The sequence below is a fragment of the Azotobacter chroococcum genome, assembly GCF_002220155.1.
In the GTDB taxonomy this organism is placed as follows: Bacteria; Pseudomonadota; Gammaproteobacteria; order Pseudomonadales; family Pseudomonadaceae; genus Azotobacter; species Azotobacter chroococcum.
The window spans coordinates 577,893-590,749 of sequence record NZ_CP011835.1 but is presented as its reverse complement, the minus strand read 5'-3'; the positions used below and the strand labels follow the sequence as shown (position 1 = coordinate 590,749).

Genomic DNA, 12,857 nt, shown 5'->3' with positions numbered 1-12,857 from the left:
TTGTGATGAACACCATCCAGCAGAGCAGCAAGGATGCATTTCGATGCACCTGACCCACAAGATCGCCCTGCGCCCGACTCCCGAGCAGGCGGACTACTTCGCCCGAGCCTGTGGTACGGCTCGAAAAGTGTGGAACTGGGCACTGGACGAGTGGAGCAAGCAGTACGCTGGCGGTGGCAAGCCGAACGCAATGGCGCTGAAGAAGCAGTTCAACGCCATCAAGTACGAACTGTACCCATGGCTCAAGGACATTCACCGGGACGCGCATGCCCAGCCGTTCACCCATCTGGGCAAGGCCTGGAGCACCTTCTTTTCAGACCTCAAGGCCGGCAAGCAGGCGCACGAACCGCGCCTCAAGAAGAAAGGACGCTGCCTGGACAGCTTCTACTCAAGAAGAAAGGACGCTGCCTGGACAGCTTCTACGTTGCCAATGACAAGTTCTCACTGGACGGAAAGTCCATCCGGCTCCCGAAGATCGAGATCGTGGCCATGACCGAGACGCTGCGCTTCGAGGGCAGGATTCTCGGTGCCACCGTCTCGCGCACGGCCGACCACTGGTTCGTCGCCGTGCAGGTCGAGGTGCCCGAGCATCAGGCGCTGCGCCGCCGCAGCGGCCACGGCACCGTGGGCGTCGATCTCGGCATCAAGTCTGCTGCCACCCTCTCCAACGGTGAATCCATCCAGGCGCCCAAGCCGCTCAAGGCCGCCCTGCGCCGGCTGAGGATTCGCAGTCGGAGGCTGAGCCGCCAGCTCGAAGCGGCCAAGCTGGCGGTGGGCCTGGCTCCAGGTGCCCGACCGCCCAGGGGCACCCGACTGCCGGTGTCGAACAACCGCCGCAAGTCCGCTGCGAGCTTGGCGAGGCTGCATGCCCGCATCGCCAACCTCAGAGCGGATTTCACCCACAGGCTCACGACAAGGCTCTGCCGCGAAAACCAGGCGGTGGTGATCGAGGATCTGAACGTGCGGGGCATGCTGGCCAACGACCGGCTGGCCAGGGCGATCAGCGGCGTGGGCTTTGGGATGTTCCGCCAGCAGATGAACTACAAGGCGCAGCGCTACGGTACGCGCCTGGTGGTAGCCGACCGCTGGTATCCCAGCAGCCGGCTGTGCTCTGTCTGCGGCTGGAAGTACGAGGCGCTGACGCCGGGTGAGAGGACGTGGGCCTGTGCCGACTGCGGCACGCACCACGACCGCGACCACAATGCGGCGCGCAACCTGGAACGGCTGGCAACCGCAACTGCCCTACCCGTGGCTAGTCCGGCCGGCAACGGCGGCGCTGCGGCGGGGATGGTCCCCGCCGTAGTCGGGAAAGTGACGCCTGTCAGTCATGAATGCGGCCAACAAGGCGCGTCAGGGCAGGAAGAAAGGTGTGAACACCTTTGTTCACCTTTTTGATAGCAGCTGCCAGCCCCACGCACCCAGGAGCGCCCATGAGCGACCAGGAACAGGAAGAGGTCATCGCCTTTCTCTCCCGGGCCGCCAGCTATGGCGCGCCCGACGGCCGCGTCGAGCGCATCGATACCCATGGCTCGCTGGTCTTCCTGCACGGCGCGCGCGCCTACAAGCTCAAGCGCGCGGTGGCCTACGCGGCGCTCGACTACCGCCGCCTGGACAGCCGCGAGCTTGCCTGCCGCGCCGAACTGCGCCTGAACCGGCGCACCGCGCCCGACCTCTACCTGGAGGTGCGCTCGATCAACCGCGGGCCGGACGGTGCCCTGCGCTTCGACGGTGCCGGGCCGGTGCTCGACTGGGTGGTGGTGATGCGGCGCTTTCCGCAGGCGGCGCTGTTCGACAACCTGGCCGTCGCCGGACACCTGACGGACGCGCTGGTGGACCGCCTCGGCGCGGAGATCGCCCGCTTCCACGCCGGCGCCGAGCTCACCCCGCAGTTCGGCGGGCCGGAGGCGGTGCGGCTGGTCATCGAGGAGAACCACCGTGAACTCTGCCGCTACCCGGAGCTGCTCGATCCCGCCGCCGTGAACGCCCTGCACCGCGCCGCGCTGGCCGCCCTCGAGGCGCAGGCCGCGGAACTCGACCGGCGGCGCCGCGAAGGCCGGGTGCGACGCTGCCACGGCGACCTGCGGCTGGCCAACGTCTGCCTGCTCGACGGCCAGCCGACGCCCTTCGACGGCATCGAGTTCAGCGACCGGCTGAGCTGCATCGACGTGCTCCACGACCTCGCCTTCCTGCTGCTCGACCTGCAGCACCACGGCCTCGACGCGCTGGCGACGCGTCTGTTGCAGAGCTATCTGGCGCATGCCGGCGAGCCCGAGGACTGCCGGCCGCTGCCGCTGTTCCTCTCCCTGCGCGCCGCCACCCGCAGCTTCACCCTGGCCTGCAGCGCAGGCCGCCAGCGCGACCCCGCGCTGTCCGCCGACAAGGCCCGCCAGGCCCGCGCCCTGCTCGAGCGGGCCGCAGCCTGCCTGCGCGGCGACGGTCTGCCTTGACCGCGCGAGCGACGAGGCAGGCACAATGTCCCCCTACCGATAACGAACAAGGAGTCCCCCCATGTCCACCGAGCTTCCCCTGCTCTTCGCCCTGCACGGCAGCGAGGACTACGCCGCCCGCGTCGCGCAGCATCTCGGCCTGGAGCTGGCCGCCCACGAGGAGCGCGAGTTCGAGGACGGCGAACACAAGAGCCGGGCGCTGGAGCCGGTCGAGGGCCGCGAGGCGCTGGTCTTCCACGGGCTGCACGGCGACGACCGGCACAGTGCCAACGACAAGCTGTGCCGCCTGCTGTTCTTCTGCGCCGCACTGAAGGACGCCGGCGCCCGCCGCGTGCAGGTGGTCGCCCCCTACCTGTGCTACGCGCGCAAGGACCGCCGCACCAAGTTCCAGGACCCGATCATCACCCGCTACGTCGCCCGCCTCATCGAGAGCTGCGGGGTGGACCGGCTGACCACCCTGGAGGTGCACAACATCGCCGCCTTCGACAACGCCTTCCGCGTGCCCACCCACAATGTGGAGGCCGCCGCGCTGTTCGCCGAGCACTTCGCCCCGCTGCTGGGCGAAACGGAAGTGGTCGCGGTGTCGCCCGACGCCGGCGGCGCCAAGCGCGCCGAGCTGTTCCGCCAGGAGCTGGAGCAGCGCATCGGCCGCCCGGTGGGCAGCGCCTTCATGGAGAAATACCGCAGCAACGACCTGATCAGCGGCTCGCTGCTGGTCGGCGAGGTGCGCGGCAAGGCGGCGATCCTCGTCGACGACCTGATCAGCACCGGCGGCACCCTGCTGCGCGCCGGCCAGGCCTGCCAGGCGGCCGGCGCCACCCGGCTGTTCGCCGCCGCGGCCCACGGCCTGTTCACCGGCGGCACGGAACTGCTCGACAGCCCGGTGTTCGAGCGCATCGTGATCTGCGACAGCCTGCCGCCGTTCCGCCTGCCGGCCGAGCTGGCCGCCCGGCGCCTGGACATCCTCGACTCCACCGCGGCGGTGGCCGCGCGGCTGGCCGGCGAATACCGCCTGTCGCCGATGGCGGAGCTGCCGGCATGACGCGCCTGCCCGCCACCGGCGAGGGCGACCTGCTGCTGGTGATCGACCTGCAGAACGACTTCTGCGCCGGCGGCGCGCTGGCCGTGCCGAATGCCGACGAGCTGGTGCCGGTGATCAACCGCCTCGCCGAAGGCTTCGCCCATGTGGCGCTGACCCAGGACTGGCACCCGCCGGGCCATCTGAGCTTCGCCAGCAGCCATCCCGGCCGCCGCCCGTTCGAGAGCGTCCGGCTGGCCTACGGCGAGCAGACCCTGTGGCCCGACCACTGCGTGCGGAACACCCCCGGCGCCGAGTTCCACCCGCAACTGGCCATCCCGCATGCCGAGCTGATCCTGCGCAAGGGCTACCGCGCCGAGGTCGACTCCTACTCGGCGTTCCACGAGAACGACCGCTGCACGCCCACCGGCCTCGCCGGCTACCTGCGCGAACGCGGCCTGCGCCGGCTGTTCCTCGCCGGCCTGGCCACCGACTACTGCGTGCACTACACGGCGCTGGACGCGCGCCTGGCGGGCTTCGAGACGCTGCTGCTGCTCGACGCCTGCCGCGCCATCGACCGCGACGGCTCGCTGGCCGCGGCGCTCGACGCGATGCGCGCGGCCGGGGTGGAGATCCTCGGGTAGGGCGGGTGCAACCCGCCGGACATGGCCAACGCCCGACGCACAATGGCGGGTTTCACCCGCCCTACACGAGCGGCATCGCGTTCAGTCCCCATACCCGCCAGCGCCGCCTTCAACCGTGCCCGACCAGCCGGTCGGCCCGCTCCGCCAGCTCGCGCAGCGTCTCGCTCACCGTCACCGGATAGCCCGGCGCCGGCTCCAGGCCGCGCAGCGCCGGCGGCAGGCTGTCGAGCTGGCGGCGGGTGTACTCGCGCACCGCCTGCAGCGACGGCGAGGGCGCCAGGCGCCGGCCCTGGCGCATCACCGGCTGGATCAGCGCCAGCCCCTCGCCCGCCTCGCCTTCGAGCATCAGGCTGTCGCCGCAGCAGTGCCCGGCATCGTCGTAGCGCCGCCAGACCTGCTTGCGTCCCGGCCAGGTGGCCTTGCCTTCCGAGCGCTTGCGGCGCGGCTGGCCGGCGTATTCCTGCAGCTTGTAGGCGCAGTCCAGCGCCGGCACGTCGCTGGAGGTATCCAGATGGGTGCCGACGCCAAAGCCGTCGATCGGCGCACCCTCCACCATCAGCCGGTGGATCAGGTACTCGTCCAGGTTGCCGCTGGCGAACACGGTCACCCCGTTCAGGCCGCCGCGGTCGAGGATCCCGCGCACCCGCCGGGCATGCGCGCCGAGGTCGCCGCTGTCCAGGCGCACCCCCTGGATGCGGATGCCGGCCGCAGCCAGGCGCGGGGCCAGTTCGACCACCTTCTGCGCCGCCGCCTCGGTGTCGTAGGTGTCGATCAGCAGCACCACCGACTGCGGCAGGCTGTGGGCGAAGTGCTCGAAGGCCTCCGCCTCGTCGAGGTGGGCCTGGACGAAGGAGTGCGCCATGGTCCCGGCCAGCGGAATGCCGAACTGCGCGCCGGCGAGCACCGTGGCGCTGGCGTGGAAGCCGGCCAGGTAGCCGGCGCGGGCGGCCAGCAGCCCGGCCTCGGCGCCGTGGGCGCGGCGCAGGCCGAAGTCCACCAGCCGCTTGTCCGGCGCCGCCAGCACCACCCGCGCCGCCTTGCTGGCGATCAGCGTCTGGAAGTGCAGCAGGTTGATCAGCCGCGACTCCACCAGCTGCGCCTCGGGCAGCGGCGCGGTGATGCGCAGGATCGGCTCGTCGGCGAAGAACGGCGTGCCTTCGGCCATCGCCTGCACCTCGCCGGAAAAGCGCAGCCCGGCCAGGTAGTCGAGAAAGACCGGGCTGAACAGGCCCAGCCCGCTCAGCCAGTCCAGCTCGGCGGGAGCGAAGTGCAGCTGCTCCAGGTAGTCGAGCGCCTGCTCCAGCCCGGCGGCCAGGTAGAAGTTGCGGCAGGCCGGCAGCTGGCGGGCGAAGAACTCGAACACCGCGGTGTCGAGCATGTCGCGCTCGACATAGCCCTGCAGCATGGTCAGTTGGTAGAGATCGGTGAGCAGCGCGCCGGGGACGGCGAGGCGGGGCGGATCGAGCGGCATGGGGGCGTTCTCCTGCGCAGATGAGGGCGGCCCGACGGCCGGTCGCCGCGGCCCGGCAGCGGCCGGGCCAGACTTGGAAGAGGATTCGCCACAGCCGGGAGACCCACATGTCCAGCACCAGGCTCTTTCTCGCCGGCGACCTGATGACCGCCCGCGGCATCGACCGCATCCTGCCGCATCCCGGCGATCCCCTCCTCCACGAAGCTTATGCCAGATACGCCGACGACTACGTGGAGCTGGCCGAACGGCGCAACGGCCCGATTCCCCGTCCGGCGGACTTCGCCTACGTCTGGGGCGTGGCCCTGGGCGAACTCGAGCGGCGCCGCCCGGAGGTGCGCCTGGTCAACCTGGAAACCGCGGTGACGGCGCGCGGCTGGCCGGTGCCCAAGGGCATCAACTACCGGATGAACCCGGCCAACCTGCCGGTGCTGGCGGCGGCCGGCATCGACTGCTGCGTGCTGGCCAACAACCATGTGCTGGACTGGGGCGAGGAAGGCCTGCTCGAAACCCTGCACAGCCTCGACGCCGGCGGCCTGCGTCACACCGGCGCCGGGACGGATCTCAAGCGCGCCGAGGCGCCGGCGATCCTGCCGCTGGCCGACGGCGGGCGCCTCCTGGTGTTCGCCTTCGCCGGCCCGGACTGCGGCGTGCCGGCCCACTGGGCGGCCGGCGAGCAGCTGCCGGGCGTCGCCTTGCTCGAGGATCTCTCGCCGGCCACCCTGCAGCGGGTGGCGCGCTGCATCCAGGCGGCGAAGCGGCCCGGCGACCGGGTCGTGGTCGCCCTGCACTGGGGCGGCAACTGGGGCTTCACCGTCCCCGCCGAGCAGCAGCGCTTCGCCCACGCGCTGATCGACGAGGCCGGCGTCGACCTGCTGCACGGCCACTCCTCGCACCACGTCAAGGGCATCGAGGTGTACCGCCAGCGGCTGATCCTCTACGGCTGCGGCGACCTGCTCGACGACTACGAGGGCATCGACGACCACGACCTCTGGCGCGGCGACCTGGGTCTGTTGTACTTCGCCGAACTGGACGCCGACGGCCGCCTGCAGGCGCTGGAGCTGGTGCCGACCCGCCAGTGGCGCTTCAGCCTCCACTACGCCGAAGGCAAGGACCGCCAGTGGCTGCAGGACACCCTGAACCGCGAATCGGCGCGCTTCGGCTGCCACCTGCGCGACGGCCAGGGACGCGCCTTGCGCCTCGACTGGCCGGCCGCGGCCTGAGCCGGCAAGGCACACGGGCGGAGCGCCCGTAGGGCGGGTGAAACCCGCCGGACATGGCGCTGGCCAACACCAAAATCGGCGGGTTTCACCCGCCCTACGCCTCGATACCGCGTGTAGGGTGGAAAACTCGCGCAGCGATTTTCCACCGACGACATCGCGACCAAAGCCCCGATTCATGATTCCAGATCACAGGTGCTATGCCCGTGCCCCGGCTTAATGCCGCCGGCCACTTCTCCGATACTGCCCGCCATCCCGGCCGCCCGCTCTGTGGCGGCCCCGACCCCCTGTGCGGAGAAACTCCATGAAGATCCTCTTGATCAACGGCGGCCAGCACTTCGCCCACTCGGGCGGGCGCCTCAACGACACCCTGCACGAGGCGGCCCGCTCCCAGCTCGCCGAGCTGGGCCATGCGCTGGAAGAGACACGCATCGCCGCCGGCTACGACATCGAGGCGGAAGTGCAGAAGATCCTCCGGGCCGACGCCCTGATCTACCAGATGCCCGGCTGGTGGATGGGCGCGCCCTGGACGGTGAAGAAGTACCTCGACGAGGTGTTCACCGCCGGCCATGGCAGCCTCTACGCCAACGACGGGCGCAGCCGCCAGGACCCCGCCCGCCACTACGGCAGCGGCGGCCTGCTGCAGGGCCGCCGCTACATGCTCTCGCTGACCTGGAACGCGCCGCAGGCCGCCTTCGACGCGCCGGGCAACTTCTTCGAGGGTCGCGGCGTGGACGGCGTCTACTTCCCCTTCCACAAGTCGCAGGAATTCCTCGGCATGCAGGGCCTGCCGACCTTTCTCGCCACCGACGTGATCAAGGCCCCCGACGTGGAGCGCGACATCCGCGCCTACCAGGCGCACCTCTCCGAGGTGTTCGGCGCGGCCTGAAGACCGGGCGGCGCCGCTCAGACATCCACCACCGCCTGCGCCAGCCACTGGCCGTCGGCCTGCTGCGCCACCTTGAGTTCGCAGAACGACACCCCCTTGGCCTCCGCCGCCGGCTGGTGGCGCGCCGGCTCCAGCGCCTCGCCCCAGGCGGTGGCGTGCAGCCGGGAACCCTCGATGTCCAGCTCGAAGCGCGAGAACAGCAGGTGCCGGGTGGCCATCTCGAAGATCAGCGCATTCAGCCAGTCCACCAGCAGCAGCTCGAGGTCCGGCGCCTCGCAGTCGACCGCCACGGCCTCGCGCGGCGCCACCGTGGCCGGATCGCAGATCGCCGCGGTCAGCGCCGTCGCCGCCCCGGCGAAAGCCTCGGCCAGGCTCGCGCCGCTGCCGCGCACGCCGATGTCGGCTTCATGGGGAAAGGTCTGCCAGGGCATGGGCCGCGCGCTCCTGTCGGGGAATCTGCTCAGCCTGGAGCATTCCGCTCATGCCCGCTCCCGCTCGAGCAGCGCCCGCTTGCGCTCCACACCCCAGCGGTAGCCGGACAGCCCGCCGTCGCGGCGCACCACCCGGTGGCAGGGAATCGCCAGCGCCAGGGCGTTGGCGGCGCAGGCCCGGGCCACCGCGCGCACCGCCTGCGGCGCGCCGACCCGCTCTGCCACCTCGCTGTAGCTGAGGCGGCGGCCCGGCGGAATCTGCCGCAGCACCGCCCACACGCGCATCTGGAAGGCCGTGCCGCGGATGTCCAGCGGCAGGTCGAGGCCGGCGTGCGGCGCCTCGACGAAGGCCGCCACCCGGGCGGCCAGTCGCTCGACAGCGGCATCGCCGCCGATCAGTCCGGCCGCCGGAAAGCGCTCCTGCAACTCGCGGCGCAGCGCCTCCGGCTCGTCGCCCAGGAGGATCGCGCAGACCCCGCGCCCGCTCTGCGCGACCAGCACGGCGCCGAGCGAGCACACCCCCACCGCGAAGCGGATCGCATCGCCGTGCTGCCCGGCACTCTCCGGACTTTCCACCATACCGCCTGCATTCATGGTTTTCATCTCGCCTCCCGCCCCGCTTCGCCGGGGCCGCATGAACTACTCTTCTCTTCTTGTCTTGCCGAGTGTAGATGGCAGGCGCCCCCCGGTGCCGGGGCCGCCGCCGAATCGTCCTATCCCCGGAAAAACGAGAGCGGACGGACCCGTCATGAATGCGTATGGCCAGATCGATCAGGTTCGCCGCCTGCAGGGCCGCTGGCTGGATACCCTGGGCCTGGGCCCGCAGGAAACGCCGTCGCGGGTGGTGTTCTCGGCGCCGCCGCTCACGCTCAGGGCATACGGCCCGGCGGACCGCAGCGGTCCGGTCCTGCTGTTGCTGCCGGCACCGATCAAGCGCGCCTATATCTGGGACCTCACTCCCACGACCAGCGTCGTGCGGCGGCTGCTGCACCATGGCGCCAGCGTCTATCTGCTGCAATGGGAGAACCCCGGCGTCGACGGGCAGGAGCGCGGGCTGGCCGACTATGCCGAGCGCTGCATCCTCGACTGCCTGGAGGCGATCGCCGCCGAGCGCGGCCGGCGCCGGATCTTCCTGGCCGGGCATTCGCTGGGCGGCACCCTGGCGGCCATCTTCGCCGCGCTGCATCCCGAACGGGTCGGCGGGCTGATCCTGCTCGAGGCGCCGCTCCGCTTCGGTGCGCCGGCAGACGCCTTCACCCCGTTCGTCGCCCGTGCCCCCCACGCCCGCCGGGTCACCGCCCTGCTGCACGAGGTACCCGGCTCCTTCCTGAGCATGGCGGCCGCCCGGGCCGCCCCGGACAGCTTCGTCCGGGCCCGCTGGAGCGACTGGCTGAACAGCCTGAGCGACCGCGAGGCCCTGCAGAGCCACCTGCGGGTCACGCGCTGGAGCCTGGACGAGCTGCCGATGCCCCGGCGGCTGTTCGAGGAGGTCGTGGAGCTTTTGTACCGGGAAAACCGCTTCATGGCCGGAACCCTGCAGGTCCGCGGACGGCTGGCCACCCCGGCCCGGGTGAAGGCGCCCGTCCTCAGCGTGGTCGACCCGCGCTCGCACGTGGTGCCGCCCGAAGCGGTGCTGCCGTTCCATGCCGCCGTCGGCAGCGGCGATGCGCAGCTGCTCTGGTACGAGGGCGACGTGGGGGTGGCCCTGCAGCATGTCGGGGTGCTGGTCGGCAAGCGCGCGCACCGGGAGGTGTGGCCGCACGTCCTGCGCTGGCTGGACACCCGCGCCGAAGCCGCCTGAGCGCCGGGCCCGCGCCAGGGCCTGTTCGTGCGGCGACCGGACACCTAGGCCGGCTCCGTCACTGATCGGGATCGCTCAGCCTGATCGGCACCGGCGCCGGGCGCGGCCCGCTGCCGATATCGGCGCGCATGTCGGCCGGCGTCTCGAAGTCGCTGGCTTCGCCGCGCATGGCCGCCGCCGGCCGGGGAAAGCCACTGCACTGGCTGTAGTCGGCGATATAGCCGTGCCGGGGGCGGACATGCCGCTCGCTCAGCGCACGGGCCGCCATGGCATCGACCAGGGCAGTGCCCAGCACCACAGCCATCGCCGCCTTGACGTTGTCCCGCTTGGGATTGTCCGGCGACAGGCCCGAGGCCAGCGTCGCCAGGTCCAGCGCATCCCCGGCCACCCGGCCCCAGAGCGCCGGCGTGGGATTCACCCCCAGCGCGCCGAGCCCGGTGAGGAGTTCGCGGGCGCCGGCGGCGCGCACCAGCGCTTCGGCGCCCTCCATGCCCAGGGAGCGGGTCACCAGGCGCGGCGAGGCCAGCTCCAGCAGCCCGAGACCGAGGCTCAAATAGCCCAGGCCGCGGGCGACCCGGTCGGAGGTGGCCAGCGACGAGGTGGCGGACGTGTGCGGATGGTTCATGGCGTTCCCCTCAAGGCTTGAGCACGACCTTGATGCAGTTGTCGAGCTTGTCGCGGAAGACCCGGTACATGTCCGGCCCCTGCTCCAGGCCCACGGTATGGGTGATGACGAAGGACGGATCGATCTGCCCCTCCTCGATGCGCCGCAGCAGGTCGTCGGTCCAGCGCCTGACGTGGGTCTGCCCGGTGCGCAGGGTGAGGCTCTTGTTCATCAGCGCGCCGAACGGCAGCTTGTCCACCAGCCCGCCATAGACCCCCGGGACCGACAGCACCCCGGCCGGCCGGCAGACGTAGATCATCTCGCGCAGCACGTGCGGGCGGTCGGTCTCCAGCATCACCGCCTGCTTGGCGCGGTCGTACATGGAATCCAGCGAGCGGGTGGCGTGCGCCTCCAGGCCCACGGCGTCGATGCACTTCTCCGGGCCCTTGCCCTGGGTGAGCTCGTGCAGCCGCTCGAGCACGCTTTCCTCGTCGAAGTCGATGGTGATCGCCCCGCCGGCCGCGGCCATCGACAGCCGCTCCGGCACCCGGTCGATGCACACCACCTGGCGGGCGCCGAGCAGCACCGCGCTGCGCACGCAGAACTGGCCGACCGGCCCCGCGCCCCAGATCGCCACGGTGTCGGTGGGCTGGATGTCGCACTGCACCACGGCCTGCCAGCCGGTCGGGAAGATGTCGCCGAGAAACAGCACCTGCTCGTCGCTCAGGCTGTCCGGGACCTTGACGTGGGTGGTATCGGCGAAGGGCACCCGCACGTATTCGGCCTGGCCCCCTGCATAGCCGCCGGTGAGGTGGGTGTAGCCGAACAGCCCGGCGGTGGCGTGGCCGAAGGCCTTGTCGCCCAGCGCCTTGTTGCGGTTGCTGCGCTCGCAGACCGAGAAGTTGCCGCGCCGGCACTGCTCGCACTCGCCGCAGACGATGGTGAAGGGCACCACCACGCGGTCGCCCACCTTGAGCTTTTTCGTGTCGGCGCCGACCTCCACCACCTCGCCCATGAACTCGTGGCCCATGACGTCGCCGTGTTCCATGCCGGGGATGAAGTGGTCGTAGAGGTGCAGGTCCGAGCCGCAGATGGCGCAGCTCGACACCTTGACGATGGCGTCGCGGGCATCTTCGATGCTCGGATCGGGGACCGTGTCGTAGCGGATGTCGTTCTTGCCATGCCAACAGAGCGCCTTCATGGATGACTCCCCTCGTGACGGTTGTCCCGACAGTGCGCGAAGCATCCCCTCGCGCCTGCCACCTGGCCGGACCTCGGGCATCGCCGCATCCTCGGCGACGTTAAGGGTGGGACAGCGGGAAAGCGGCGAAAGGTTCAGGCGGGGGGATGAACTGCAGTGCCCGGGCCGGCAGCGCTTTCAGAGCATCCCGGGGTCCGGGACAGGCGGACCGGATACTGGGCGCAACGCTTATAGCGGCGGAGGTGGGTATGGGCTTCGAAACGATCTCCATCGGCAGCCTTTTCGCGATCACCGCCGTTCTCGTGGTGATCGCCATCGAGGCCGGCTACTGGGCGGGACATGCCGTCCACAGGCACCGGGAGAATGAAAAGGAATCCGCGGTCTCGACGATAGTGAGCGCCAACATGGCGCTGCTGGCGTTCGTCCTGGCCTTCACCTTCGCGATCGTGTCCAACCTGTACGAGGCCCGCAAGACGCTGGTACGCGAGGACGCCAACGCGATTCGCACGGCATTCCTGCGCGCCGATTTCCTGCCCGAGCCCGACCGCGGGAAAGTGGCGGAGCTGTTCGCCGAATACGTCGACCTGCGCGTGAGGATGGCTCAAGGGCCCAGCCCCGAGAGCATCCGCCAGGGCCTGATCCGCTCGGAGCGGATCCACCGGCAGCTCTGGGAGATGGCGATCGCGCATGCCCGCACGGGCACCAACCCGCCCATCCCCAACCTCTACATCCCCGCCTTGAACGAGATGATCCGGGTTTATGCTCTGCGCGTGGACATCGCGCTGGAAACCCGGCTGCCCCGCAACATCTGGCTGGTCCAGTACACCCTGCTGGTCCTGGCCATGGCCGGGTTCGGCTACCAGATGGCCAATGCCGGCTCCCGGCGCTCCTGGGCAACGCCGTGCCTGGCGCTCTCGTTCGCCGTGGTGATCGCCCTGATCGCTTCGCTCGACCGGCCGATGAGCGGCTATTTCACCGCGCCTCAACAGCCGATGGCGGATCTTCAGGCCGAAATCGCCGCGGCCATGCAAAGCCGCCAGCGGCACCAGGACGGACCGGGCCTCGAATGAGGCGGTGCGGGCGGCTTTCTCCGGCCTGGCGCGGCGCGCCGGACAGCTCGGCCGCCCGCGCCTT

Annotated in this window: 13 protein-coding genes and 1 pseudogene; 9 read left to right on the top strand and 5 right to left on the bottom strand. The window is 70.7% G+C overall.

Annotated elements, in window-relative coordinates; genetic code table 11:
* The first annotated feature begins 43 nt into the window (after positions 1–43).
* The 5 genes from ACG10_RS24065 (at position 44) to pncA (ending at position 4,109) form a co-directional block, all read left to right on the top strand.
* Entirely contained in the window at positions 44–493 is a 450-nt protein-coding gene (locus ACG10_RS24065; RefSeq protein WP_198319004.1) for a helix-turn-helix domain-containing protein, read from the top strand.
* On the top strand, positions 409–1,395 hold the full coding sequence (locus ACG10_RS02745) for an RNA-guided endonuclease InsQ/TnpB family protein (RefSeq protein ID WP_232487247.1): 987 nt from the start codon (positions 409–411) through the stop codon (positions 1,393–1,395). The genes ACG10_RS24065 and ACG10_RS02745 overlap by 85 nt, the downstream gene beginning before the upstream one ends.
* A gap of 35 nt (positions 1,396–1,430) precedes the next feature.
* Positions 1,431–2,447 (top strand): phosphotransferase, encoded by a 1,017-nt coding sequence (locus ACG10_RS02740; RefSeq protein ID WP_089167042.1) that lies wholly within the window; start codon positions 1,431–1,433, stop codon positions 2,445–2,447.
* Between the two features lie 61 nt (positions 2,448–2,508).
* Entirely contained in the window at positions 2,509–3,489 is a 981-nt protein-coding gene (locus tag ACG10_RS02735) for a ribose-phosphate diphosphokinase (RefSeq protein ID WP_039801608.1), read from the top strand.
* Positions 3,486–4,109 (top strand): bifunctional nicotinamidase/pyrazinamidase, encoded by a 624-nt coding sequence (gene pncA, locus ACG10_RS02730; protein ID WP_089167041.1) that lies wholly within the window; start codon positions 3,486–3,488, stop codon positions 4,107–4,109. The genes ACG10_RS02735 and pncA overlap by 4 nt, the downstream gene beginning before the upstream one ends.
* Before the next feature lie 109 nt (positions 4,110–4,218).
* Here the strand turns inward: pncA and ACG10_RS02725 are convergent, their stop codons facing one another.
* Positions 4,219–5,580, bottom strand: a complete 1,362-nt coding sequence (locus ACG10_RS02725; protein WP_089167040.1) for a nicotinate phosphoribosyltransferase — start codon at positions 5,578–5,580, stop codon at positions 4,219–4,221.
* Positions 5,581–5,687: 107 nt separating this feature from the next.
* Between ACG10_RS02725 and ACG10_RS02720 the strand changes: the two genes are divergently transcribed.
* Both ACG10_RS02720 and ACG10_RS02715 read left to right on the top strand, forming a co-directional pair.
* Positions 5,688–6,800 (top strand): CapA family protein, encoded by a 1,113-nt coding sequence (locus tag ACG10_RS02720; protein WP_039801602.1) that lies wholly within the window; start codon positions 5,688–5,690, stop codon positions 6,798–6,800.
* A gap of 301 nt (positions 6,801–7,101) precedes the next feature.
* The gene (locus tag ACG10_RS02715) at positions 7,102–7,686 is read left to right on the top strand and encodes an NAD(P)H-dependent oxidoreductase (protein ID WP_089167039.1); all 585 of its coding nucleotides are present in this window, start codon (positions 7,102–7,104) and stop codon (positions 7,684–7,686) included.
* Positions 7,687–7,703: 17 nt separating this feature from the next.
* On the opposite strand, the gene ACG10_RS02710 is transcribed toward ACG10_RS02715, so the two are convergent.
* Both ACG10_RS02710 and ACG10_RS02705 read right to left on the bottom strand, forming a co-directional pair.
* Complete coding sequence (locus tag ACG10_RS02710; protein WP_089167038.1) at positions 7,704–8,117, bottom strand: archease; 414 nt, start codon at positions 8,115–8,117, stop codon at positions 7,704–7,706.
* A 48-nt stretch (positions 8,118–8,165) separates the two neighbouring features.
* Positions 8,166–8,672, bottom strand: a pseudogene (locus tag ACG10_RS02705) (methylated-DNA--[protein]-cysteine S-methyltransferase); the annotation flags it as partial.
* Positions 8,673–8,865: 193 nt separating this feature from the next.
* Between ACG10_RS02705 and ACG10_RS02700 the strand changes: the two are divergent.
* On the top strand, positions 8,866–9,918 hold the full coding sequence (locus ACG10_RS02700) for an alpha/beta fold hydrolase (RefSeq protein WP_089167037.1): 1,053 nt from the start codon (positions 8,866–8,868) through the stop codon (positions 9,916–9,918).
* 58 nt (positions 9,919–9,976) lie between these two features.
* Here the strand turns inward: ACG10_RS02700 and ACG10_RS02695 are convergent, their stop codons facing one another.
* Positions 9,977–10,543: a hypothetical protein gene (locus ACG10_RS02695; protein WP_089167036.1), complete on the bottom strand. Its 567-nt coding sequence runs from the start codon at positions 10,541–10,543 to the stop codon at positions 9,977–9,979.
* 10 nt (positions 10,544–10,553) lie between these two features.
* On the bottom strand, positions 10,554–11,723 hold the full coding sequence (locus tag ACG10_RS02690) for a zinc-dependent alcohol dehydrogenase (protein WP_089167035.1): 1,170 nt from the start codon (positions 11,721–11,723) through the stop codon (positions 10,554–10,556).
* A gap of 248 nt (positions 11,724–11,971) precedes the next feature.
* Here ACG10_RS02690 and ACG10_RS02685 point away from each other — a divergent pair, with 248 nt between their 5' ends.
* Positions 11,972–12,793, top strand: coding sequence for a bestrophin-like domain (locus tag ACG10_RS02685; RefSeq protein ID WP_089167034.1), 822 nt, complete (start codon positions 11,972–11,974; stop codon positions 12,791–12,793).
* Positions 12,794–12,857: the final 64 nt, after the last annotated feature.

Bases quoted from the DNA above. Each gene is read 5' to 3' on its own strand.
- ACG10_RS24065 (WP_198319004.1), top strand. From the start codon at position 44: ATGCACCTGACCCACAAGATCGCCCTGCGCCCGACTCCCGAGCAGGCG.
- ACG10_RS02740 (WP_089167042.1), top strand. From the start codon at position 1,431: ATGAGCGACCAGGAACAGGAAGAGGTCATCGCCTTTCTCTCCCGGGCC.
- ACG10_RS02735 (WP_039801608.1), top strand. From the start codon at position 2,509: ATGTCCACCGAGCTTCCCCTGCTCTTCGCCCTGCACGGCAGCGAGGAC.
- pncA (WP_089167041.1), top strand. From the start codon at position 3,486: ATGACGCGCCTGCCCGCCACCGGCGAGGGCGACCTGCTGCTGGTGATC.
- ACG10_RS02725 (WP_089167040.1), bottom strand. From the start codon at position 5,580: ATGCCGCTCGATCCGCCCCGCCTCGCCGTCCCCGGCGCGCTGCTCACC.
- ACG10_RS02720 (WP_039801602.1), top strand. From the start codon at position 5,688: ATGTCCAGCACCAGGCTCTTTCTCGCCGGCGACCTGATGACCGCCCGC.
- ACG10_RS02715 (WP_089167039.1), top strand. From the start codon at position 7,102: ATGAAGATCCTCTTGATCAACGGCGGCCAGCACTTCGCCCACTCGGGC.
- ACG10_RS02710 (WP_089167038.1), bottom strand. From the start codon at position 8,117: ATGCCCTGGCAGACCTTTCCCCATGAAGCCGACATCGGCGTGCGCGGC.
- ACG10_RS02700 (WP_089167037.1), top strand. From the start codon at position 8,866: ATGAATGCGTATGGCCAGATCGATCAGGTTCGCCGCCTGCAGGGCCGC.
- ACG10_RS02695 (WP_089167036.1), bottom strand. From the start codon at position 10,543: ATGAACCATCCGCACACGTCCGCCACCTCGTCGCTGGCCACCTCCGAC.
- ACG10_RS02690 (WP_089167035.1), bottom strand. From the start codon at position 11,723: ATGAAGGCGCTCTGTTGGCATGGCAAGAACGACATCCGCTACGACACG.
- ACG10_RS02685 (WP_089167034.1), top strand. From the start codon at position 11,972: ATGGGCTTCGAAACGATCTCCATCGGCAGCCTTTTCGCGATCACCGCC.